The 22,013-nt window shown below is 48.8% G+C and carries 24 protein-coding genes; 4 read left to right on the top strand and 20 right to left on the bottom strand.

Annotation, left to right across the window (positions count from 1 at the left end):
- Positions 1 to 40 precede the first annotated feature (40 nt).
- The 3 genes from ACUUHJ_RS19560 to ACUUHJ_RS19570 are packed head-to-tail and all read right to left on the bottom strand — an operon-like array spanning position 41 to position 3,031.
- The gene (locus ACUUHJ_RS19560; RefSeq protein WP_289673552.1) at positions 41 to 898 is read right to left on the bottom strand and encodes a DegV family protein; all 858 of its coding nucleotides are present in this window, start codon (positions 896 to 898) and stop codon (positions 41 to 43) included.
- Between the two features lie 47 nt (positions 899 to 945).
- A complete protein-coding gene (locus ACUUHJ_RS19565; RefSeq protein ID WP_472299678.1) occupies positions 946 to 2,652 on the bottom strand; it encodes a DAK2 domain-containing protein in 1,707 nt (568 codons plus the stop codon).
- A gap of 13 nt (positions 2,653 to 2,665) precedes the next feature.
- Positions 2,666 to 3,031 carry an Asp23/Gls24 family envelope stress response protein gene (locus ACUUHJ_RS19570; protein WP_007728362.1) on the bottom strand — a complete coding sequence of 122 codons (366 nt, stop codon included), beginning with the start codon at positions 3,029 to 3,031 and terminating at the stop codon, positions 2,666 to 2,668.
- Positions 3,032 to 3,280: 249 nt separating this feature from the next.
- On the opposite strand from ACUUHJ_RS19570, the gene rpmB reads away from it, so the two are divergent.
- The gene (rpmB, locus tag ACUUHJ_RS19575) at positions 3,281 to 3,469 is read left to right on the top strand and encodes a 50S ribosomal protein L28 (RefSeq protein WP_005831020.1); all 189 of its coding nucleotides are present in this window, start codon (positions 3,281 to 3,283) and stop codon (positions 3,467 to 3,469) included.
- Between the two features lie 99 nt (positions 3,470 to 3,568).
- Here the strand turns inward: rpmB and spoVM are convergent, their stop codons facing one another.
- The 6 genes from spoVM to ACUUHJ_RS19605 form a co-directional block, all read right to left on the bottom strand.
- On the bottom strand, positions 3,569 to 3,652 hold the full coding sequence (spoVM, locus tag ACUUHJ_RS19580; RefSeq protein WP_005831022.1) for a stage V sporulation protein SpoVM: 84 nt from the start codon (positions 3,650 to 3,652) through the stop codon (positions 3,569 to 3,571).
- A 23-nt stretch (positions 3,653 to 3,675) separates the two neighbouring features.
- Positions 3,676 to 3,849 (bottom strand): hypothetical protein, encoded by a 174-nt coding sequence (locus ACUUHJ_RS19585; RefSeq protein WP_007728365.1) that lies wholly within the window; start codon positions 3,847 to 3,849, stop codon positions 3,676 to 3,678.
- A gap of 187 nt (positions 3,850 to 4,036) precedes the next feature.
- The gene (gene thiT, locus ACUUHJ_RS19590; protein ID WP_016741986.1) at positions 4,037 to 4,597 is read right to left on the bottom strand and encodes an energy-coupled thiamine transporter ThiT; all 561 of its coding nucleotides are present in this window, start codon (positions 4,595 to 4,597) and stop codon (positions 4,037 to 4,039) included.
- 128 nt (positions 4,598 to 4,725) lie between these two features.
- Positions 4,726 to 5,448, bottom strand: a complete 723-nt coding sequence (locus tag ACUUHJ_RS19595) for an amino acid ABC transporter ATP-binding protein (protein ID WP_289673555.1) — start codon at positions 5,446 to 5,448, stop codon at positions 4,726 to 4,728.
- Entirely contained in the window at positions 5,441 to 6,100 is a 660-nt protein-coding gene (locus ACUUHJ_RS19600; RefSeq protein ID WP_048035888.1) for an amino acid ABC transporter permease, read from the bottom strand. Before ACUUHJ_RS19600 ends, ACUUHJ_RS19595 begins: the two co-directional genes overlap by 8 nt.
- A gap of 53 nt (positions 6,101 to 6,153) precedes the next feature.
- Positions 6,154 to 6,960: a transporter substrate-binding domain-containing protein gene (locus ACUUHJ_RS19605; protein ID WP_472299679.1), complete on the bottom strand. Its 807-nt coding sequence runs from the start codon at positions 6,958 to 6,960 to the stop codon at positions 6,154 to 6,156.
- A 241-nt stretch (positions 6,961 to 7,201) separates the two neighbouring features.
- Here ACUUHJ_RS19605 and ACUUHJ_RS19610 point away from each other — a divergent pair, with 241 nt between their 5' ends.
- The 3 genes from ACUUHJ_RS19610 (at position 7,202) to ACUUHJ_RS19620 (ending at position 8,886) form a co-directional block, all read left to right on the top strand.
- Positions 7,202 to 7,486 carry a hypothetical protein gene (locus tag ACUUHJ_RS19610; protein ID WP_472299680.1) on the top strand — a complete coding sequence of 95 codons (285 nt, stop codon included), beginning with the start codon at positions 7,202 to 7,204 and terminating at the stop codon, positions 7,484 to 7,486.
- Entirely contained in the window at positions 7,467 to 8,336 is an 870-nt protein-coding gene (locus tag ACUUHJ_RS19615; protein ID WP_472301222.1) for a M20 family metallopeptidase, read from the top strand. Before ACUUHJ_RS19610 ends, ACUUHJ_RS19615 begins: the two co-directional genes overlap by 20 nt.
- Before the next feature lie 127 nt (positions 8,337 to 8,463).
- A complete protein-coding gene (locus ACUUHJ_RS19620; RefSeq protein ID WP_396471176.1) occupies positions 8,464 to 8,886 on the top strand; it encodes an RDD family protein in 423 nt (140 codons plus the stop codon).
- Between the two features lie 192 nt (positions 8,887 to 9,078).
- Here the strand turns inward: ACUUHJ_RS19620 and ACUUHJ_RS19625 are convergent, their stop codons facing one another.
- The 11 genes from ACUUHJ_RS19625 to coaBC form a co-directional block, all read right to left on the bottom strand.
- Entirely contained in the window at positions 9,079 to 9,543 is a 465-nt protein-coding gene (locus ACUUHJ_RS19625) for a protease complex subunit PrcB family protein (RefSeq protein WP_472299681.1), read from the bottom strand.
- A 390-nt stretch (positions 9,544 to 9,933) separates the two neighbouring features.
- Positions 9,934 to 10,584, bottom strand: coding sequence for a ribulose-phosphate 3-epimerase (gene rpe / locus ACUUHJ_RS19630; protein WP_015891988.1), 651 nt, complete (start codon positions 10,582 to 10,584; stop codon positions 9,934 to 9,936).
- Positions 10,578 to 11,468 (bottom strand): ribosome small subunit-dependent GTPase A, encoded by an 891-nt coding sequence (gene rsgA / locus ACUUHJ_RS19635; protein WP_472299682.1) that lies wholly within the window; start codon positions 11,466 to 11,468, stop codon positions 10,578 to 10,580. The genes rpe and rsgA overlap by 7 nt, the downstream gene beginning before the upstream one ends.
- 18 nt (positions 11,469 to 11,486) lie before the next feature.
- Complete coding sequence (gene pknB, locus ACUUHJ_RS19640) at positions 11,487 to 13,472, bottom strand: Stk1 family PASTA domain-containing Ser/Thr kinase (RefSeq protein ID WP_472299683.1); 1,986 nt, start codon at positions 13,470 to 13,472, stop codon at positions 11,487 to 11,489.
- 5 nt (positions 13,473 to 13,477) lie between these two features.
- Entirely contained in the window at positions 13,478 to 14,233 is a 756-nt protein-coding gene (locus ACUUHJ_RS19645) for a Stp1/IreP family PP2C-type Ser/Thr phosphatase (protein ID WP_015891991.1), read from the bottom strand.
- A gap of 4 nt (positions 14,234 to 14,237) precedes the next feature.
- A complete protein-coding gene (rlmN, locus tag ACUUHJ_RS19650; protein WP_048033654.1) occupies positions 14,238 to 15,308 on the bottom strand; it encodes a dual-specificity RNA methyltransferase RlmN in 1,071 nt (356 codons plus the stop codon).
- A gap of 211 nt (positions 15,309 to 15,519) precedes the next feature.
- Positions 15,520 to 16,866, bottom strand: coding sequence for a 16S rRNA (cytosine(967)-C(5))-methyltransferase RsmB (rsmB, locus tag ACUUHJ_RS19655; protein WP_289673563.1), 1,347 nt, complete (start codon positions 16,864 to 16,866; stop codon positions 15,520 to 15,522).
- 3 nt (positions 16,867 to 16,869) lie between these two features.
- A complete protein-coding gene (gene fmt / locus ACUUHJ_RS19660; protein ID WP_289673564.1) occupies positions 16,870 to 17,820 on the bottom strand; it encodes a methionyl-tRNA formyltransferase in 951 nt (316 codons plus the stop codon).
- A gap of 4 nt (positions 17,821 to 17,824) precedes the next feature.
- Positions 17,825 to 18,301: a peptide deformylase gene (gene def, locus ACUUHJ_RS19665; RefSeq protein ID WP_015891995.1), complete on the bottom strand. Its 477-nt coding sequence runs from the start codon at positions 18,299 to 18,301 to the stop codon at positions 17,825 to 17,827.
- A gap of 16 nt (positions 18,302 to 18,317) precedes the next feature.
- Entirely contained in the window at positions 18,318 to 20,753 is a 2,436-nt protein-coding gene (priA, locus tag ACUUHJ_RS19670) for a primosomal protein N' (protein WP_289673565.1), read from the bottom strand.
- Positions 20,750 to 21,997 carry a bifunctional phosphopantothenoylcysteine decarboxylase/phosphopantothenate--cysteine ligase CoaBC gene (coaBC, locus tag ACUUHJ_RS19675; protein ID WP_472299684.1) on the bottom strand — a complete coding sequence of 416 codons (1,248 nt, stop codon included), beginning with the start codon at positions 21,995 to 21,997 and terminating at the stop codon, positions 20,750 to 20,752. The genes priA and coaBC overlap by 4 nt, the downstream gene beginning before the upstream one ends.
- Positions 21,998 to 22,013 lie beyond the last annotated feature (16 nt).

Here is a 22,013-nt window from a genome sequence, read left to right on the forward strand (position 1 = left end):
CCCCTGCCTCAGGGAAGCTCCTCTCCATACCATATATGCCTTACTGATTTTTTACCATGACGATCCCAAGTAGACCTGGACCTGTATGCGTACCGATCACGGGACCAATCTCTTCCAACCAAGAGTCCGTTACCGAAAACTCTTGCTTGAGTCGCTCCAAGAGCTCAGCCGCTTGATCCGGAACACTGCTGTGCAGTACAGCGATTTTCACAGGCTCGCCTTGCGCGTATTCCTGCAACGCTTCAAATACGCGATTCAGAGCTTTCTTTGTCCCTCGTACCTTGTCAAAAGCAGACACGTACCCAGCAGGATCCAGCGTCAAAATCGGCTTGATATTCAAGAGCGAACCGATGACGGCAGATGCTTTGCCAATTCGACCGCCTTTTTGCAGGAACTCCAGCGTATCCACAATAAAGTATACCTGCACCTCATCCAAATAACGATCAATCTGATCCAGAATTTGTTCCTTGTTCTTGCCTGCTTGAGCGGCTTTGGCAGCCTCCACACAGATCATTCCATGAACAAACGAAGCTTTGCGAGAATCGATCACCGTAATGTCGATATTTTCGTCCAACATCGACTTGGCGATCATCGCTGATTGATACGTTCCCGATAAGGAACCAGATAAAAGTATGGCAATAATTTGCACGTCCTTGCCATATTTCTCATGAATTGCTTTATACGCTTCGGCAAATTCAAGCGGAGACGGCTGCGAGGTCGTCGGCATCACGCTCGATTGCTTCAGCTTATCGAAAAACTCCGAAGACGAGATAGTGACTGCGTCCACATACGTTTCCGCCCCAAACATGATTTTCAACGGGACGGCCACGATCCCCAATGACTGCCTGGCAGACGCATCGATATCAGACGCGCTGTCGGTAAGAATCACAATTGGCATTCTCGATCGCTCCTCTCCCTATTCATTCGTGTTCAAAAAATCGGCTTTTACTCGACAGAAAAAATGAATGGATACAACGGTTGACCGCCTGCCTGGATCTCAACTTCCACATCCGGGAATGGATCGGACAAAGCTTTTTCCAAAGCATGAGCCTGATCTTCTGTCGCATCTTCTCCTAAGAATATCGTAATGATTTCGGAGTCTTCATCCACCATTCCCAAGAGTAGCGTCGTGGCGCAAGCTAACAAGTCGGGACCTGCTGTGACGATTTCTTTCTCAGCCATGCCGATAAAATCGCCTTCTTTGATTTGTACCTCACCCATTTGCGTGTCGCGAACCGCGTGGGTCACCATCCCTGTTTTCACCTGAGCAATCGCCTTGGTCATCGCTTGCACGTTCACTTCTGGTTCAACATCCACGCGGAAGCTGATCAGTGCTGCCAATCCCTGCGGAATGCTCTTCGTCGGTATGACAGAAACAGGAACTTCAGCGAGCTCGGATGCCTGCTGTGCTGCCATGATGATATTGCTGTTGTTTGGCAGGATGATGATGTGCTCTGCACGGAGCCCCTCGATGGCCTTCATGAAGTCCTCTGTGCTCGGGTTCATCGTTTGGCCGCCCTCTACTACCACATGCACACCCATGCTGCGCAGAATCGTAGCAATTCCCTCACCAGCAGCTACCGCGATCAATCCGTAAGGAAGCAGGTCTGCAACAGGTTGAGCAGCTGTTTCTGGCTTCGCCTGTCCTTTGCTCTCTTCCGCTTTGAGAATGTTCGCATGCTGCTCGCGCATGTTTTCTATCTTCAATCGATGCAGGCTACCGAATTGCTGAGCGTATTGCAGGACGCTTCCCGGATGCTCTGCATGAATATGTACCTTGACCACTTCATCATCAGAGACGACGAGCAGTGAATCGCCCATCGTATCCAGATGGCTGCGGAACAGCGCTTCTGAGAACGCTTTTTTGTTCGGCTCTGTGCTATTCGCGACATGAACCATAAACTCCGTACAGTACCCGTACGTGATGTCTTCCGTTTTCATGTGGATTTGCGCATTATGCTGCTCGGAGATGAGCTTGTCCAGCTCTTGCTGACCGATTTTGGGTACCGAACGCTCACGATCAGCAGATAGCTCTTCCCCGCGCAATGCTCGCAAAAACCCTTCATAAATAAACAAGAGACCTTGTCCACCTGAGTCGACTACGCCCACTTCTTTTAGAACAGGCAGCATTTCCGGTGTACGCAATAGCGTAGTTTGTGCCTGCTCGTATGTTTTTTCCATGACAGAGATAATATCATCTGAAGTGCGTGCTGCACGCACAGCCATCTCCGCCGCTTCACGGGCAACAGTCAAAATCGTGCCTTCTACCGGCTTCATCACTGCTTGATACGCAGAGTCAACACCAGCTTTCAAGGCATCGGCAAACTGACGGGCGTTAACCTCATCTTTTCCATTGACTGATTTGCTGAAGCCACGGAATAACTGGGACAAAATCACGCCGGAGTTACCGCGCGCGCCCATTAACAGACCTTTTGCCAAAGCAGCTGCCGATTCAGTGATTCGGGGGGATTCTTTTCGAGTTAGCTCCTCCACACCGGAAGAGAAAGTCAAATTCATGTTTGTCCCCGTATCGCCATCCGGCACAGGAAAGACGTTTAATCCATCCACTACTCTGACGTTGTCGGATAAAAGGTTCGCCCCCAGGTAAACCATCCGGCTAAACAGCACGCCATCTAGACGCGTATGTACCAACTGATGTTCCTCCTTACATATCCCTGTCTGTACGAACTCCCTGCACAAAAATATTAACAGCAGTCACATCAATGCCTACCGTTTGCTCCAAGGTATATCGAACACGGCGTTGAACGTTGCCTGCCACCTCGGAAATTTTCACGCCATAGCTGACGATAATGTGCATGTCCAAAACTACTTCGCCATTTGTGTTATGAACGACGACACCCTTGCTCAGGTTGTCTCTTCCTAACAACTCAGCGATTCCATCTTTCAACGCTTTGCGAGAAGCCATGCCCACAAGTCCAAAAACTTCCATGGCCGCGCCTCCAGCAATCCGTGCGATCACGTCTTCGGTAACATCGATCTTTCCTAGCGATGTATTCATTTCCACTGTCATGCAAGGACTCCTCCTCTGTTAGAACAGCTTGACCGTCATAGGTAAGCGTAACCATGCTTCCTTACAATTCTACACTAACACTTAATAGAAATGAAGCGTTTTGTCGATCCTATCAACCCTACGAGAAAGACGTGGGAAATCATCTTGTCAAGTATTGCAATTGACAGCAATGGTGTGCTAATATAGTCGAGTATTTGTATTTCCCACAAAGGAAATCCCGTTTAGATGTAACAAGGGAGGTGGATCGTAATGGCACGTCGTTGCTTTGTAACAGGTAAATCTGCTAAAGCTGGAAACGCTCGCTCCCACTCCATGCGCGCAACTCGCCGCACCTGGGGTGTCAACGTACAAAAAGTGCGCATTCTCGTAAATGGAAAACCGAAGCGCGTTTATGTAAGTACTCGAGCACTGAAATCCGGTCTCGTAACTCGCGTATAGTTGATTTCAGCTATGCGAAAAAAAGCACCCTCGAGGTGCTTTTTTGCATTTCTCCCGTTTCTCCACTCTTCTCCCAAAGGGAGGCTCGGGGCCGAAGCTTCACTTTTTCTTGTTGAACGCCTCAATGATGCCCCGAATCATGCCACCCAGGAACTTCGGCAACTTGATGGTGTAAAACCGCATGCTACCCCTCCTCACCGAAATTACTACACACGATACAAATACACGCCGGCCCCTATGAGTGCTAATGCCAATAGGCTATACCAAACCCACGGAGGTGCCCAATACAGGAAGATGGTGATTCCCCCGACAGCCAACGCAACCCCGAGAACACGTCGCAAGGCGCCCCCCTGTCGCAGGCGATAGGAGCGCAATCCCATTTCGCGTAAGCACCTCCTTTAGGTGTTCTCAAAAACGTGCATATTACATCATATTCTGCTGTCGGATAAACATGTATCCTGCCACATGAAAAAGTAGATGTCTAAGCAGTAAAAAATCAGGCAACGAAAACTCGCTGCCTGATTACATTATGTGGATAGTTTGTACATGATACCGTTTTTTCCTTTTTTATGCAACTCGATCGCGTGCGGGGAGCAGCAGCTGTGATGCACTGCTAAGCACAACTGTCAGGACGACTCCCGCGATAATCATTTCTGGCAGCAGATATGTGATGTTATAAATGAGGGAATATTGCCAGACTGGCACACCTTCTGGCGCATAGCTGCCAAACCAAATAATCCCCGATAGAAAATGGCAGACAAATCGCGCAATCACGCCAATGAACAAGCCGCTCCACAGTACCATGATTCGTTGCTTCGTTCCTTCGTAGCCAGACAGACGAAAAAGCCCAGCGAGACCAAGCGCACCAAAAGCAAGCGGATAATCCAGCAACAGCTGAACCGGATGAACAACTGTACTGCCCAAGAGCAATTGAAGAAATCCGACAACAAGCCCTGTCACGACACCAGCAGCGAGTCCACGGCGAACAGCGATCAATGCGATTGGCACCATCACAAGGGACACAGAGCCACCCTGTGGCATTTCGAAAACCTTGATCTGACTAAACACAATTGCAAGAGCCGCCATCATCGCCATTTCCAACAAAATGACCAACCGTTGACGATCCAATATAGTCACTCCTCAAAATAGAATAAATAAAAATTTTTTTACACCGATAATGTTTCTGATTCTAGCCCAAGTCTATGCTCGTGTCAAAGAAAAAAGCCGCTGCCTCATCGGCACTGCGGCTAGTTGTATTACCGAACTTTCTCCAAAAACTGCTGGGCACGTTCACTTCTTGGCTTTTGGAAAAACTCTTCCGGTGGCGTATCCTCCAAGAGACGGCCATCATCGAGGAACAAAATACGGTCTGACACCTCTTCGGCAAAGCGCATTTCATGCGTGACGATTGCCATGGTCATTCCGCTATCAGCCAGCCCCTTCATAACCTCCAAAACCTCCTTGACCATCTCAGGGTCAAGAGCAGAGGTCGGCTCGTCAAAGAGCATGATTTGCGGCTCCATCACAAGCGAACGGGCAATAGCTACACGCTGCTTTTGACCTCCTGACAAGCGCGAAGGAAAGGCATCCGCTTTATCTGCCAGCCCTACACGTGCCAATAGCTCGCGCGCCTTCTTTTCCGCTTCAGCCGCAGACATGCCTTTTACTTTCATCGGAGCATAGGTCAAGTTTTTCAACACGGTCATATGCGGAAACAGGTGAAAATGCTGGAAAACCATCCCGATTTGTTGGCGAATGCCCATCACGTCGGCTTTTGGCGTGGTGATTTCCTGTCCGTTGATTGTAATGGTACCCGTCGTTGGTGTCTCCATCAGATTAATGCAGCGCAATAGCGTTGACTTACCCGATCCAGATGGACCGATGATGGCGACAACCTCCCCTTTTCCGATGTTCGTCGTGATGCCCTTCAACACATTCAGTTGTCCGAATGACTTCGTAATGTTATCAATTTTAATCACTGAGTCTCATCCTCCGTTCCAGTACGCGAGCTACCCAAGTCAGGATCATAACCATGACATAGTACAGGATACCGGCTATCATGTATGGCTCAAAATAGCGGAAGATGGTGCCTTTGACTACATTCGCGTTCTGCATGATGTCTGCAAGACCAATCGTGGAAACGAGTGCGGATTCCTTCAAGAGTGCAATCGTTTCATTGACAAGAGCCGGCAAGATATTTTTGACAGCCTGCGGCAAAATAATGTCGAGCATCATCCGGTGATAAGGTACCCCAAGCGCTTTAGCCGCTTCCCACTGCCCTTTATCCACCGCCAAAATGCCACCACGAATGGTCTCGGAAATGTATGCACCTGAGTTTAATGTAAACGTCAATACAGCTGCTTCCAGTTGTGAAATATTGTAACCAGTAAGCTGTGGCGTTGCAAAATATACAAAGGTCAATTGCAAAATCAAAGGTGTCCCGCGGAAAACAGACGTGTAGGCAACCGCGAGCCAGTTTAGCAATTTCACATTCGAAATTTTAATGAGTGCGAGAATGGAGCCCCAGAAAAATCCTAATACAACCGAAATCAAGGTAACAAGTAGCGTGCCCTTTATCCCTTCCAATATGAAAGGAATATAGGGCACGATTTGTGCAAAATCCAAATTCATGCCCATTCTCCCCTCTTGCTGCTTATGCAGTTATTCGTCGTTGTCTGGAGAGATTATTGACCGAACCATTTTTGAATCAGCTTGTCCATTTCTCCATTGTCTTGCATCTTTTTAATCACTTCATTAAATTTCTGTACGTGCGGCGATCCTTTTGGGAACGCAACAGCGGAGCCATTCTTTTCATTTTCTTCCATTGTGGTGAATTGTAGAGAATCATTGTTTGCCACAAAACCTTTCGCTACCGTGTCCTCAATAATGGCAGCATCTACACGACCCGTCTTTACTTCTTCCACGATCTCAGGCAGCTTGTTCAGCGAAGTGATCTGCAAGCCGGAAACAGTCTTTGCAAGTTCCTTTGCTGCCCCTTCCTGAATAGAACCGAGCTGTACCGCCACTTTTTTGCCAGCCAATTGCTCAGGCTTGGTCAGATTGCTGTCTTTCTTTGCTACGATCGTATTTTTCGCATCGTAATAGATGGTGGAGAAATCAACGTTCTTCGCGCGCTCAGGTGTTGCTGTCATGCCCGCCATAACGAAGTCCGCGCGATTCGTTTGCAGTGCCGGAATAAGCCCGTCAAAGTTCATGTCGTTGATTTGCAGTTCGTAGCCGAGCTCTTTTGCAATGTATTTCGCGATATCAATGTCAAACCCGACAATCTCATCTTTTCCGCTGCTCAGATCGTGATATTCATACGGCTTATATTCAGCAGAAGTAGCCATGACCAATGTTTTCTTGTCGCCAGCTGAAGGTGCAGGTGCTTGTCCTGTTGCGGTTTGATTGCCTGTACCGCATCCAGCGATCACGACTGCCGCAAGCATAGAAGTAAGTGCCAGAGAAATAAATGATTTTGTTTTCTTCATGATGAACCCCCGTTGTTATGATTTTTACGCATAAAGCAGTCTATTCGCAGTATTAATTTGCATGAAAACTTATATTTATGCATTACAATGATTATTTTACTCATAATCTGAACAATTTCAATCATTTTTTACTTACATTTTAAATACGGAATATCCAGAATTTTATATACAAATCTTTATTTTTGTGGCAGAAAAGCAAACAAGGTTTTAGTGCTAGTAAAAGGAATTACAGGAGGCTGACATGGAGAAAAACTGGACGTCCTATTTTCAGCAGCATCTCCCAGAAATTATCGAGGAACTGCGTACATATGTAGAGATGGAAACACCCACCCATAACAAGCAAGCTGTCGATCGATTAGGCAGCCTGATTGCAGAACGCTTTCGCCAATTGGGGTGTCGGGTGGAGAGTTTGCCACAAGAGCAATACGGAAATCAGCTGCGAATGGAGTATATGAGACGGCGACGAACAAATCCTCATTCTCGGTCACTTCGATACCGTAAAAGAGATTGGAACATTAGCCGTTGAGCCTTGTCGCGAGGAAAATGGCCGACTCTATGGGCCTGGTACATATGACATGAAAGCGGGAATCGTTTTTAGCTATTTTGCCCTGCGCGCCATGATGGAACATAATCTTTCGCCCCAAAATAAGCTCGTCTTTTTTTGGAATACCGACGAAGAGATTGGCAGTGTTTCCTCCGAAATGCTCATTAGAGAGGAAGCAAAAAGGAGTAAATATGCATTGGTACTGGAGCCCGCCGCTGGAGATGGCTCTTTGAAAACAAGCCGCAAAGGCGGAGGAGACTTCATTTTAAAAGTAACGGGCCGCGCTGCGCATGCGGGCAATGATCATGCCAAGGGGGTCAATGCGATTGCTGAGCTGGCTCACCACGTCCTCGCTATTCAATCATTTACAAATTATGAAGCGGGCACAACCTTATCCGTCGGTACCATTACAGGCGGAAGTGCATCGAACGTCGTGCCTGACTTTGCCATGACGGAAATTGATGTGCGGATCCAAAGTCGCGAGGAAAGCGAGCGTATTACCCGATTGATGAGTCAGCTGACCCCTGTCCATCCGGAAGCCAAGCTGTTCGTGGAAGGCGGAATCACCAAGCCTCCTATGGAACGAACTGCTGGTACTGAGCAACTATTCTTGCATGCGCAGGAGCAAGCACGTCTGGAAGGTTTTGAATTGACGGAGCAAGGTGTCGGTGGAACTAGCGACGGAAACTTCGCCGCAGATGCAGGAACACCAACGCTTGACGGTTTGGGACCTGTTGGTGATGGAGCCCACGCTTCCCATGAGCATATCACCATTGACGCCATACCTGGCAGGATTGCCGTCATGCTTCGGATGTTTTTAACCTTGTCATAATAAATTTACAGGTGTATAATTTTATGGAAATTTAAGGCTCCGTCTACCTAACGACGGAGCCTTATCTGCACTATTTTCGAATGGGCAGACATATATATACCTATTCGAATAACAAGGAGAGGGAACCATGGAATCAAACTTCACATCACCAAGCAATCCTGTTGGATTTTGGCGCCGGCTCGGTGCCGGTCTGCTTGATGCAATCATTATCGGAATACCGCTACTACTGATCACCTATATCATTACAGGCAATACAGAAGACAATCTTGTTACCAATATCATTACTTCACTTTACAACCTTCTTGTACCTGTATTTTGGCACGGCTATACAGTGGGCAAACGAATTGCCGGTATTCGCATCGCCCGTATCGATGGAGATCCTGTAGGAATCGGAACCATGCTGCTACGCAATTTGGTCGGAGGGATCGTGTACGTCATTACACTCGGTATTGGTATAATCGTCAGTGCCATCATGGTTGCTGTTCGTCAGGATAAACGCTCGCTCCATGATTTGATCGCAGGTACGTATGTAACATCGGATCAGCCTTAAATTACTACTCATCTTACATAGAAAATAGCAACTCTGCGACGAGCCCCCTTCGATTGGTTATTGGAAAAACCACCCGTTTTCCGACGATTCTAAGGGGGTATTTTTATCAGATTGGCGCGTACAACAGCATGTTCCGACTAAAGAAGACCGGATATATTCATCCGGTCTTCTTTACTTTATCCATCTAGCAGTTTATCGGAACAGTACCTTATCTGTTTTTGCATCCATAAACACCATTGTTGTGTATGGCGGCAGGCTTGCACGCACAAGGATATAAGGTGTATGCAGCGCTGGCATTGTAATATCTTCTGGAGTAGGGTTTGTCAGCTCTACATAAACCTTGAGCATTTCCCATCCTTGCTCTGTTCCAACAACCTTCAGACTATAACCAGAGGTAGGCATTTCACCGCGGGAGACTACATACAAGTCGCCTTGGCGATGTACACCCTTCTTATCTTTTACTTTTCCTACGAACTCTCGTTCAGCCGCTGACAATGTACCTTCTTTTTCGATAGACAATTTTTTCGTTTGCACGTCTACCTGAGAAGCCGAGATCGACTCCGAATGTTTTTGTTCAGCCTGCACGGCAGTTTGTGAAAATGGCAGGATGGAGAGAATGGTGAGAACCGCTACACTGTTTTTCAATAACGATTTCATACTTTATCAACTCCTGATTTTTTTTAGAGGGCAACAACATTACTTGATACTGGCCAGTATCTCTCAGACAGGATTTTTACCACTATCTGGATGATTTGATTTAATCATTATATTTATTAAAAAGCAATATTTTCCAAAATGTTTTATTTTTGTTAATTAACCTTTACTCATATATCACCAAAAACCCTTATTAGAGTAAGCTTAATTTGATTTCACCCTATTTGTAGTTTGAACGATAATTATACTTATATTTTTATTATTAATTGATTTATCACATAATCAGTTATAATATTCAGATGATTACGAATGGACTATTCACAGAAGAAAGCACAAAAAAAAGCTGACGCCGATTGCATATCGTCGTCAGCTTACAGCTGCTAAGCATTATTCTTACTGTCCACGAATCGCAGCGATCGCTTGACCGCGATTTTCCTGATTGAATACTGCGCTTCCTGCAACGAGGACTGTCGCTCCTGCTTCCTCGCACAAACGTGCTGTTTGTGCGTTGACACCGCCATCGATTTCGATTTCCACATGCCCCAAGCCACGCTCGTTCAGCATTTGACGCAACTGGGCAACCTTTGGCACAACGCTGTGAATGAATTTTTGTCCACCAAAACCAGGGTTCACTGTCATGAGGAGAACCATATCCAAATCAGCAAGGACTGGCTCGATCGTGGAAATCGGTGTAGCCGGGTTCAATACCACTCCCGCTTTCACACCTTGCTCCTTGATCAAGTACAGCGTGCGATGCAGATGACGGCATGCTTCCTGATGAACAGTAATCCAGTCTGCTCCACTTTTCGCGAATTGCGGAATGTAGCGATCTGGCTCCTCGATCATCAAGTGCACATCGAGTGGCAGCTTGGTCACTGGACGAATCGCTTCCACAATCAGAGGACCGATCGTAATGTTTGGAACGAAGTGTCCATCCATCACATCCACGTGAATCCAGTCTGCTCCTCCCTTCTCGACATCGAGAATTTCTTCACCCAGACGGGCAAAATCAGCAGATAGGATAGAAGGTGCGATTTTTACCATGATTTGTTCCTCCGTTGGTATTCTTTTAGCTCTTCGCGGAATTGCTTGTAGTGCTCGTAGCGCTGTTCACTGATTTCTCCAGCCTCCAGCGCGGCCTGCACGGCACAAGCTGGCTCGCTTACGTGAAGACAGCCACGGAACTTGCATTCCGAGCTGCGATTGGCAAAGTCCAGAAAGGATTCCGCCAGGTCAAGCTCGGAGAAATCGATAAATTCCAATGAACTGAAGCCCGGTGTGTCTGCCACATAGCCACCGCCCGCAAGCGGAATCAGCTCGACATGACGCGTTGTATGCTTTCCGCGTCCGAGCTTTTGGCTGACATCTCCTGTCTGCAAGCTGACACCCGGAAACAGCATGTTGATCAGGGAGGATTTACCCACACCTGACTGACCGGCGAAAACCGAAATACGGTCGCGCAAAATCTCACGCACGTCCTCTACACCGCGTTCATCCGCCGTTGAGGTCGGAATCACGCGGTACCCGATCGCTTCATACTTCTTCACGATTTCGGTGACCTCTTCTTCCGACACTTGATCGGCTTTGGATAAGACAATCACGGAATCAATCCCTGCATGCTCCGTGTGCGTCAGGAACTTGTCCAGCAGCAACGGGCTAAACATCGGCTTGTACATCGAAAAGACGAGTACCGCCTGATCCACATTGGAAATGGGCGGACGAACCAACTCATTCGTCCGTTCGCCCACCTCCATGATATAGCCTTCTTTCTCATTGATCGCATCGTAGACGACCCAATCCCCAACCAGTGGGTTTACTTTTGCATCTTTTTTCTTGAAGAGCCCTCGTGCACGGCAACTGTAGATTCGCCCTTCGTCGGCTACATAATAGAAACCGCTGAGCGCTTTCACAATCCGTCCTTCTGGCATTCATGTCCCTCCACTACACTATGGCAAGCTGTTATAGGAAACTGGAATCGTCTGGTATTCATTGAAGCCTTGATCAGTTGATCGTTTCACAAAGACCTTGACTACCGAGTCCTTCTGTGGCGCCAAGACGATTGGTACATCGTACTCTTTATTTTCGGTGATCGTCTCCGTCTGGAAAACTTTTGCCTCTCCACGAGCATCTGTCACTTCAATTTTCACTTCCAGTGGTTCACCAGGTACAACCTCTACATAAACCGGAACGTTTGCCAGCTTGGCGTCCTGCGGATATTGGCCATTGCTGACCTCAAGCGGAATCGCTACATCCTTTTGCACTTCCATTCCCGGATCGTAAGGGTGAGTGCTGAGAACAATACCTGGTTTGTCAGTCGTATAAGAAGGTACCTCGGTGATTTTCCCGACAGCCAGCCCTTTTTTGAACAATTCTACTTGCGCAACCTCTACGGATTTATTCCGGACATCCGGCATTTTCACGAAGGTTTTCCCTTTACTGATCGTGACCGTCACATTCGTTTTAGTCGGGAAGACCTTTTCATTTGCGGCTGGAGATTGCTTGATAACCGTCCCTACCTCAGCCTTGTCGTCCTCTTCCTCTACGAAAGTGACATTCTCCAGTTTAAAGCCATTGCTTTTCAATGCTTCCTCTGCTGTTGCTCGCGGCAACGTAACCAGATTTGGCATGTTGATCTCTTGTTGTCCTTTGCTTACAAACAAGGTCACAACGGAATTTTCCTTTAACCGCATGGGAGGTGCTGGGTCCTGGCGTATCACCATTCCCTTTTCTATCGTATCATTGGCTTCTTCGACGATACGGGCAACAAGTTTGGCATCCTGAATCTTTTTCTCAGCAAGCGTCACTTCGATCCCTTCCACATGAGGCACCTGTGCCTCTGGAACGGACGGGAACAGATTCAACAGTAAGTTAAATCCGAAGAATGCCAGTACGAAAAACAGTCCGATACCGCCTACCCAGAACAGTGCTTTGACCCACCATTTTTTCTTCGTTGGTTTGGCATCCTCTTCTTCTGTACGCTGCTCATAGCGGCTACGCCCCGCTCCTCCGGTTTTGCCATTGGTATCGCCTTCAAGCATGTCAGGTGTGATGATCGGCACCACACGCGTCATTTCTTCATCCACCGGGAACGTCAGCTTTTCTTCGTTTAATCGCTCTGGGAACAGGCAGGTCTCCAAATCTTCTAGCATTTCACTCGCGGATGCGTATCTGAGAAATGGATCCTTTACCAGCGCCTTCAAAATGACATTTTCCACACTCTGTGGGATAGCCGGATTGACTTGGCGCGGCTCTGGAAGCGGCTCCTGCAAATGCTTGAGCGCCACTGATATAGGCGAGTCACCGGAAAACGGCAGTTCACCCGTCACCATTTCGTACAAGACGATCCCCAGCGAGTAAATATCGGATTTTTCCCCGGTAATCCCACCGCGCGCCTGCTCTGGCGAAAAATAATGGACAGAGCCAAGCATCGCATTCGTATGCGTAATCGTTGCTGAAGTAACGGCTCGCGCAATCCCGAAATCCGTAACCTTCACCCGACCATTTTTTCCAATCATAATATTATGCGGCTTAATATCTCGATGAATGATCTGGTTTTGATGCGCATGATCGAGTGCATCGCAAATTTGCTCGGCGATCCGCACTGCCTCTTCTACCGGCAGCGCACCACGTTGAATGATGACCTCTTTCAACGTATAGCCTTCTATGTACTCCATCACCATGTAATGGGTATCGCCATCCTGACCGACATCATACACCCCAACCACATTGGGGTGAGATAAGCTCGCCACCGCCTGCGCTTCACGTCGGAAACGATTTACGAAATCTTCGTCCGTACCAAACTGTGAACGCAGTACTTTAACTGCCACTGGACGATTCAAAATTAAATCTTTGGCCTTGTATACAATGGCCATACCGCCCCCACCGACGCGGGATTCTATTTGGTATCGTCCTCCCAGTCGTTGACCTTCCATCTCTCTCACCCCTCTTTCTGACCGGCATCAAGCGTATTTCGTACGGCAACCAGCGTTATGTTATCTTCCCCACCAGCATCCAGTGCTTCCTGCACCAAACCGTCCACCTTCGCTTGTAACGATATCTGTTTCTGCAACTTTTCTTCCAAGGAAGGATGACTGACCTTGTTGCTCAATCCATCTGAGCAAATCAAGACGATATCACCCTCTGACCATTCAAACTGCCCAAGATCAATGAGTACATCCGGTTCTGTCCCGAGTGAACGCATAATAACATTGCGGTGAGGGTGGACAGACGCCTCCTCGGCTGTAATCTGTCCACTTTTCATCAGCTCATTGACAAGGGAATGGTCTTCTGTTTTCATGACCAGTCCGTCTTGGTTGTAAAAATACAGACGGCTGTCACCAATATGCGCGGTAATCACGGAGGATTGGTCGAACAAGGCAGCAACTACGGTTGTGCCCATGCCACTGCACTCCGGATGTTCAAGCGCATATTCATAGACTTCTTTATTCGCAAGCAGAACGGCGTTCATCAATTGCTCGCGCACATCCTCTGCTTCGAGGTCCCCATCTAGGTGACGCAGTTCTTTCACTATTCGCTCAACAGCTAGGCGACTGGCAATATCACCAGCCTGATGGCCACCCATACCATCTGCTACAATGGCGAGCACGCGTCCGTTTAAATCGGTCACACAGGCATAGTAGTCCTCGTTAACCTGACGAACGCGCCCAACATGGGATTTCATCGCGATTTCCATGGCATCACCCCACGGTTTCTTTAGCGTGTTGTGCCCTCAATTGTCCGCAAGCAGCAGCAATGTCACTGCCTTGCTCGCGTCTGATGGTCACATTGATTCCTTTTTCCTCTAAAATGCGTTTGAACTGAAAAATCTCATTACGTGGCGTGCGTACATAATCGCGCTCTGGTACGTAGTTCACCGGGATCAGATTCACGTGGCAAAGCATGTCGCCAATGAGTTCGGCCAGCTCCTCTGCATGCTCGGGCTGATCGTTTTTCCCGCCGAATAGACCGTACTCAAAACTGATGCGACGCCCTGTCTTGTTAATGTAATGGTGACATGCCTCCATCAGCTTAGCGAGCGGGAAGCCACGGTTGATCGGCATCAGCTGGCTCCTCAGCTCCGTGTTCGGTGCGTGCAGGGAAATCGCCAGGTTCACTTGTCCGCCTCGTTCAGCAAACTCGTAAATCTTCGGCACAATTCCACTGGTGGAAACCGTAATGTGACGAGCACCGATATTCAATCCACGGTTATCGTTGATGACGGACAAGAACGCCATCAAGCTCTCGAAGTTCTCGAACGGCTCCCCAATCCCCATGACGACAACGTGACTGACACGCTCACCTTCCGCATCCAATCTACGTTGTGCCGTCAATACTTGAGAGACGATTTCACCTGCATCCAGGTTACGCTTCAGTCCCCCTAATGTAGAAGCACAAAACGTACAACCGATACGGCAGCCCACCTGTGTCGTGACACAAATGCTGTTTCCGTAATTATGACGCATAATCACCGTCTCAATCGCATGACCATCGACAAGCTGGAACAAAAACTTAATCGTCCCATCCTGCGACTCCTGATGTGTGATTTCCTTGAGTGGCTCCATGCGGAATGTATCAGCCAGCTTTTCGCGCAGCTCCTTGGACAAATTACTCATCTCGTCAAAAGAAGTGACGCGTTTTACATATAGCCAGTCAAAAATTTGTTGCGCACGAAATGCTTTGTCGCCGGCACTAACCAGCCATTCTTTCATTTCATCTTGCGTTAAACTGTAAATAAGCGGCTTTGCGCCAGTAAATGTCGTTAACGGCATTCTATCTCCACATCCTCAAAATCATTGCTTGCCTAAATCCATTCTATCATTGTACCTCGTGGGGCGTCTCGCTTCAAACGGTTTTGACATCCAGATTCACAAATGCGTCGCTTTTCCTAGTGTAAACCAATCCAAGCCCTCGCAAACAAAGGCAAAGGAGTGGCATTTTCCACCTGTTGGTGCGCCACCCCTTGTTTGTACGTCCGTTACCTTATCCTCTTCGTTTCAATCGCGCGATAAAGAATCCATCACTCTCGAAATGGTGAGGCAAAATTTGCACGCAGGCTCCGGTTTCATCGACATGCCCTCTGACAGCCTCAGGCAGGTCTTGTGCCAGTGTATCATCGAATACGAAATCAGGGTGTTCTTCAACAAAGCGGCGAACAATCTCCTGGTTTTCTGCTGGCTCAATCGTACATGTGCTGTAAACCATGACACCACCCTCTGCGAGTAGCGGCGCCAATGTCTTGAGCAGTTCGTATTGTAGCTGAGCAATCGCACGGACATCTTCCGGCGTTTTGTTCCACTTCAGATCAGGCTTGCGACGAATCACGCCAAATCCGGTGCATGGCGCATCCAGCAGGATTCGATCGAAAGTTCCCAGCGCTTTTTCAGGCAGGTCTAGTGCATCACTTACGATTGGCTCGATGATCGTAATCCCGAGTCTTTTCGCTGCATTCGCAATCAGATCGCGTTTGTGCGGATGCACGTCACTCGCTATGATTTCCCCGCGGTTTTCCATCATTTCGGCTATGTGCGTTGTTTTTCCACCAGGTGCCGCGCAAGCATCCAGTACACGCATACCTGGTTGGGCAGCAAGAGCTGGTGCTACGAGCATGGAACTCTCATCCTGGATCGTGAAGTAGCCTTCCTTGAACAAGCGAGAGCCGGCTACATGTCCGCCTTCCATCAGAATAGCATGAGGACTGACAGACGACGCTTGTCCTTCCAGCCCTTCTTCCGCCAGCTTGTCCAGCACTTGATCCTTCGTCGTTTTCCATGAATTGACCCGGATAGCGCTATGCGGGGTTCTGTTGTTGGCTTCGCAAATGGCAATCGTCGTCTCTTCGCCATATACGTTAAGCCACTGACGCACAAGCCATTCCGGATGCGAATAGGCAACGGCGATTTGCAAGGCACGGCTGCCTTTTGGCTGACGCTCCCACACATCCGGCTGACGCAACACATTGCGCAAGACACCGTTGACCATCGAAGCAATCCCTTGGTGACCGCGTTTCTTGGCGATTTCAACCGCCTGGTGTACGGCAGCGCGCTCAGGAATACGGTCCAAAAAGCGAATTTGATACAAGCTGAGACGCAACAAATTACGGACCCAGGTCTGAACCTTTTTATTCCCGACAAAATGGGACAGGACATGATCCAGCGTCATCTTGCGCTGTATGGTACCGTACACAAGCTCTGTCACCAGCCCTGCATCTGCTGCACTGAGATTTTCCCGATCCAAGACATTGCGCAGCTCAAGATTGCTGTAGGACTTATGTTCTTCTACCCTGTTCAAAACATCGAGGGCGATATCGCGAGCTCCCTTTTTTGCCACGGACTATTCTCCTACCTTTGTGCCGATTTCAATGCTGCTGCCCGCTCCGCGCAAAAAGTCGAGTGCACTCATACGTTTTTTGCCTTCTGGCTGCAATTCGGTTATTTTCACAGCACCGCTACCGCAAGCGACAACGATACCGTCTTCCTCACGGGCGATGATGGTTCCCGGCTCTTTGTCTTCACCGGACGCAGGCATTTTTTCTACCCACCACAGCTTCCAAATCTTTCCTTCGCATGTAGTAAATGCGACAGGCCACGGATTCAAGCCGCGGACTTGGTTGTAAATCTGTTCCGCAGAACGGCTCCAGTCAATTTTTTCGTCTGTACGCTTGATATTCGGGGCAAAAGTCGCTGCCGAATGATCCTGTTGCTCTGCTACTAGCTCACCAGCCAACAGGGGCGGAACAGTAGCAATCAACAGCTCCGAGCCTGCCGCAGCCAATTTGTCATGCAAGGTCCCCACTGTATCGCGCTCTTCAATCGGCACGACTACCTTGGACAGCATATCCCCTGCATCGAGAGCTTCCACCATGTACATGATGGTTACGCCTGTTTCCGCTTCTCCCTCGACAATCGATTTATGAATCGGGGCACCGCCGCGATATTTCGGCAAAAGAGAAGCGTGCACATTGATGCAGCCATATTTCGGGGCATCGAGCAGTTTTTTAGGCAAAATCTGCCCATATGCCGCGGTAATGATCAGATCAGGCTTGAGGGCCAGCACTTCTTCAAGCGCTTCCTCTGCCTTGATTTTTTCCGGTTGCAATACCAAAAGTCCATGACGCAAAGCCGCCTCCTTCACGGGGGGCGGCGTCAATACTTGCTTGCGTCCAACGGGACGATCGGGTTGTGTTACGACTCCAATCACGTTGTAGCCTGCTTCGAGTACTGCCGTAAGACTCGATACAGCAAAGTCAGGCGTACCCATAAACAGGATGCGAGCATCTTTCAAATGGTTATTCCCCTTCCTGGTTCGGGTTTACTTTGTACACCTTGTCAGCTACATCGATAAAGAGGACACCGTTCAAATGATCGATCTCGTGTTGAGCACAACGGGACAACAGGTCGTCTGCCTCGAGCTCAACCACATTCCCGTTACGGTCATGACCGCGCAGCTTGATCCACTTGTGGCGACGAACGTCTCCTTGCAGGCCAGGAATGCTCAAGCAGCCTTCTGGATAATCGTATTGCTCCCCTTCATGCTCAATGATTTCCGGATTGATCATTTCAATCAGTCCATCACCGCAATCCATCACGATGACACGCTTGGAGATGCCCACTTGTGGAGCAGCCAAGCCTACACCGTCTGCATCGTACATCGTGTCTGCCATATCATCAAGCAGCTTGTGCAAGTTGGAATTAAATTTGGTTACGACCATTGCTTTTTCACGCAAAATCGGATCTGGATGTTTTACAATTGTGCGAATCGCCATGTGTTTCATATCCTCCCTAAAGCAGTACGTAAGGGTCGACGTCAATCGTCATCAATACTTTCTGCTGTTTGTTCCATTCTTCAAACGCAGCCGTCGCCTGAGCGAGCAGGTCTGACAGTTGCGGTTCATCACGATATTTTAGCATGATCTGAAAACGAAATCTATCCTTCACCCTCGCAATGGGCGAAGCCACAGGGCCCAAGAGGATCGTCGTCTGTGCCAAACGCTGCCGCAAATAGTCAGCCATCGAATGCGCACCACGGATCACTACAGGTACCTCCTCGTGGCTAAACGTAATTAATACGAGACGGAAATATGGCGGGTAGCCTGTTCGTCTGCGCTGCATCATTTCATCCTGATAAAATGCAGGATAATCATGTTTAGTCGCATGAACAATGCTATAGTGCTCCGGCGTATACGTCTGAATCACAACATCTCCGTCCAGCTCATGCCGTCCTGCCCGTCCACCTACCTGCGTCAAAAGCTGAAATGTCTTCTCCGCTGCACGAAAGTCGGGCAGATGTAAGGATGTATCCGCTGCAATGATACCCGCTAACGTCACTCGTGGAAAATCAAGTCCCTTGGCAATCATCTGTGTACCGAGCAGAACGTCTCCTTGACCCGAGCGGAATTTATTTAACAGCTCTTCGTGAGAGCCTTTTCGCGAGGTCGTGTCCACGTCCATTCGGATGACCCGGATTCCAGGAAAAAGCTTTGCCAGCTCGGCTTCCACCTTTTGCGTTCCCGTACCAAAAAAGCGTATATGTTCACTTTGACACTCAGGACAATGCTTAGGCTGTGCGATGGTATATCCACAGTAATGGCAGCGCGCCGTATGATTGGTTTTATGATAAGTAAGCGAGATGTCGCAATGAATGCAACGCATCGTATATCCGCAGGAGCGGCACATGACAAAGGTAGAAAAGCCTCTTCGATTAAGGAAAATGACCATCTGTTCTTCTTTTGCCAATCGATCCGCAATCATCTCATGCAGCTTCCGACTGAACATCGAGCGATTCTGGGCCTGAAGCTCCTCGCGCATATCTACGACATGTACCTCTGGCATCGGGCGATTCCCGACACGCTCTGGCATACGCAACAGCTCGTATCGGCCTCGCGTAGCCAATGCATACGTCTCCAGGGCAGGAGTCGCACTTCCCATGACAAGGACACCCTGATTCTCTTTCGCTCGCCATAGAGCTACTTCTCGTGCATGATATCGCGGGGTCTCTTCTTGCTTATACGAGCTCTCATGCTCTTCATCGATCACAATCAAGCCAACATTCCGAAACGGAGCAAAGATGGCAGATCGGGCACCTACCACCACTTTGACTTGCTTGCGAATGATCTTGCGCCACTCGTCATAACGCTCTCCTTGTGACAACGCACTGTGCAAAACAGCTACATCTGCGCCAAAACGAGCTTTGAAGCGCTCTACCATTTGCGGGGTCAGTGAAATTTCAGGAACGAGAAAGATCGCCTCGCGCCCTTTTTCCAACGTGCGTTCGATCGCTTCGAGATACACTTCTGTCTTACCGCTTCCGGTAACCCCGTGCAGCAAGTAAGAAGCATAGGTTCCCGATTCAATCGATTGTAAGATAGGTGTCAGTACCTCCTCCTGTACCGGGGTAAAGACAGGCTTCTGCTTTTCCTGGAATCGTCGATTAGCGTACGGGTCCCTGTAGACCTCCACTTGCTCGATCGCGATCCAGCCTTTTGCTTCCAGGCTTTTTAGCGGAGAGCGCGTAATTCCGTATTCCTCCCGCAGCATTTGTACAGATAAGGACTGCTCCTTGTGCATGAGCATTAGTTGAAGGACACGGCGCATCTGCTCTGCCCGTGCTGGCAACGAACCAATCGCTTCTTCCAGCTTCCCCTCATCCAATAAGCTTCTGACAAATGATTGCTGCTTGCGGGTTATTTTGTCCCTAACTTGATACTCCGTAGCAAGCAATCCACTCTGTATCCAACCCGGAACGAGTAAATACTCCTCCCCAAATTGTTTCTCCACTTCTGTCAGCGGCAATTGCCGTTTGCGAAATAATTCCCACAGAAGCCCCGATCTCCCGCATGCCTCTTCGTCCAACGCGTCTGTCGCTGTCAACCACTTCTCCGACTTCCCTTTGAGCACAGCCGGAAGCATGGCCTGTACTGCCGTTACCCACGGACACAAGTATTGCTTGGACATCCATTCGCTCATCTTTAGCAGCTCTGGCGTGAGAGGAGGCGTGTCGTCTTGTACCTGCACGACATCTTTTAGTCGCGAACGATCTGGTATGGCTTGATCGTCCTCTACGATCCCAATAACATAGCCTTGCAGTTGACGGGGGCCAAACGGGACAACCACGCGGCTGCCAATGCGAATTAGTGGACGCAACCAAGGCGGAACATGGTAATCAAAAGGTCGATTCGTCCGATTGACCGGAACGTCGACGATAATTTGGGCGATCATGACAGATCTTGGAGCGGTCTATGCTCTTGGACGGCAAGGACAGCATCAAACAGCTTGTCTGCCACAGCCCGCTTACTTAATTTATCCAATGCCAGTTGCTCGCCGCCACGGGTTAGCAAGGTCACGATATTCGTATCGCTCCCCATACCTGCTCCCTCAAGCAACACATTATTGGCTACGATCATATCGAGATTTTTTCGCTCCAGCTTGGACTGGGCATGCTGTAACACATTTTGGGTCTCTGCTGCAAAGCCTACAACGAATTGCTTCGTTTTGCGCTCACCAATTGTCTTTAAAATATCAGGTGCTTTTTCTAGCACGAGGTCGAGTGGACCATCACCCTTTTTCAGCTTATGTTCAGCTACATGCTTCGGTCGATAATCGGAAACGGCTGCTGATTTGACGACAATGTCACAGTGTGGCAACTGCTCCATGACGGCATCGAACATTTCTTGTACCGATTCCACCGCGATGAATTCTACTCCATCAGGACGTGCCAAGGTTGTCGGCCCACTGACCAACGTGACCTTTGCCCCTCTGTCTCTTGCCGCTTCCGCGATGGCGTAGCCCATTTTTCCTGAAGCATGATTGGTTATGTAACGAACGGGATCAATTTTTTCACGAGTCGGTCCCGCTGTGATCAGTACGCGCTTGTCCTGCAAATCTTTTTTACGGATCGTTTGTCTGGTCTCATCGGAGGCAAACCACTGACGCACAGCTTCGACGATTTCCTCTGGTTCCGCCAAACGTCCTTTGCCAATCCAGCCACATGCCAAAAGCCCGACACCCGGTTCCACAAACCGATAACCATAAGCCGTAAGCTTATCCATATTGGCGATAACCGCAGGGTGATTGTACATATTGACGTTCATGGCAGGCGCGATCATGACGGGCGCTTTCGTAGCCAATACAGTCGTCGTCAGCATATCATCCGCAATGCCATTCGCCATTTTGCCAATCACGTTTGCCGTTGCTGGCGCGATCAAAATGAGATCAGCTCGATCAGCCAGTTCAATATGACTAATCACATGTGGATCTGGTTCCGTAAATGTATCTGTATAAACAGGCAGGTGAGACAAGGCTTGAAACGTCAAAGGCTGAATAAACTGTAAGGCGCTCTCTGTCAAAATGACATGCACCAATGCACCTGCTTGTGTCAGCTTGCTGGTCAGTGCAGCAGCCTTATAAGCAGCGATGCCGCCAGATACTCCAAGAACAATTCGTTTTCCTGCAAGCGAATGCATCTGCACTCTCTCCTTT

The organism is Brevibacillus schisleri (genome assembly GCF_055685845.1).

What these genes read in the sequence shown, in the direction of transcription:
- def (WP_015891995.1), bottom strand. Translation starts at nt 18,301, where the DNA reads ATGGCGATTCGCACAATTGTAAAACATCCAGATCCGATTTTGCGTGAA.
- rlmN (WP_048033654.1), bottom strand. Translation starts at nt 15,308, where the DNA reads ATGCCGTTAACGACATTTACTGGCGCAAAGCCGCTTATTTACAGTTTA.
- pknB (WP_472299683.1), bottom strand. Translation starts at nt 13,472, where the DNA reads ATGGAAGGTCAACGACTGGGAGGACGATACCAAATAGAATCCCGCGTC.
- coaBC (WP_472299684.1), bottom strand. Translation starts at nt 21,997, where the DNA reads ATGCATTCGCTTGCAGGAAAACGAATTGTTCTTGGAGTATCTGGCGGC.
- ACUUHJ_RS19625 (WP_472299681.1), bottom strand. Translation starts at nt 9,543, where the DNA reads ATGAAATCGTTATTGAAAAACAGTGTAGCGGTTCTCACCATTCTCTCC.
- ACUUHJ_RS19585 (WP_007728365.1), bottom strand. Translation starts at nt 3,849, where the DNA reads ATGGGATTGCGCTCCTATCGCCTGCGACAGGGGGGCGCCTTGCGACGT.
- ACUUHJ_RS19600 (WP_048035888.1), bottom strand. Translation starts at nt 6,100, where the DNA reads ATGAATTTGGATTTTGCACAAATCGTGCCCTATATTCCTTTCATATTG.
- ACUUHJ_RS19605 (WP_472299679.1), bottom strand. Translation starts at nt 6,960, where the DNA reads ATGAAGAAAACAAAATCATTTATTTCTCTGGCACTTACTTCTATGCTT.
- ACUUHJ_RS19560 (WP_289673552.1), bottom strand. Translation starts at nt 898, where the DNA reads ATGCCAATTGTGATTCTTACCGACAGCGCGTCTGATATCGATGCGTCT.
- ACUUHJ_RS19610 (WP_472299680.1), top strand. Translation starts at nt 7,202, where the DNA reads ATGGAGAAAAACTGGACGTCCTATTTTCAGCAGCATCTCCCAGAAATT.
- priA (WP_289673565.1), bottom strand. Translation starts at nt 20,753, where the DNA reads ATGATCGCCCAAATTATCGTCGACGTTCCGGTCAATCGGACGAATCGA.
- rpmB (WP_005831020.1), top strand. Translation starts at nt 3,281, where the DNA reads ATGGCACGTCGTTGCTTTGTAACAGGTAAATCTGCTAAAGCTGGAAAC.
- ACUUHJ_RS19645 (WP_015891991.1), bottom strand. Translation starts at nt 14,233, where the DNA reads ATGGAAATCGCGATGAAATCCCATGTTGGGCGCGTTCGTCAGGTTAAC.
- ACUUHJ_RS19570 (WP_007728362.1), bottom strand. Translation starts at nt 3,031, where the DNA reads ATGACAGTGGAAATGAATACATCGCTAGGAAAGATCGATGTTACCGAA.
- spoVM (WP_005831022.1), bottom strand. Translation starts at nt 3,652, where the DNA reads ATGCGGTTTTACACCATCAAGTTGCCGAAGTTCCTGGGTGGCATGATT.
- rsgA (WP_472299682.1), bottom strand. Translation starts at nt 11,468, where the DNA reads ATGCCAGAAGGACGGATTGTGAAAGCGCTCAGCGGTTTCTATTATGTA.
- ACUUHJ_RS19620 (WP_396471176.1), top strand. Translation starts at nt 8,464, where the DNA reads ATGGAATCAAACTTCACATCACCAAGCAATCCTGTTGGATTTTGGCGC.
- rpe (WP_015891988.1), bottom strand. Translation starts at nt 10,584, where the DNA reads ATGGTAAAAATCGCACCTTCTATCCTATCTGCTGATTTTGCCCGTCTG.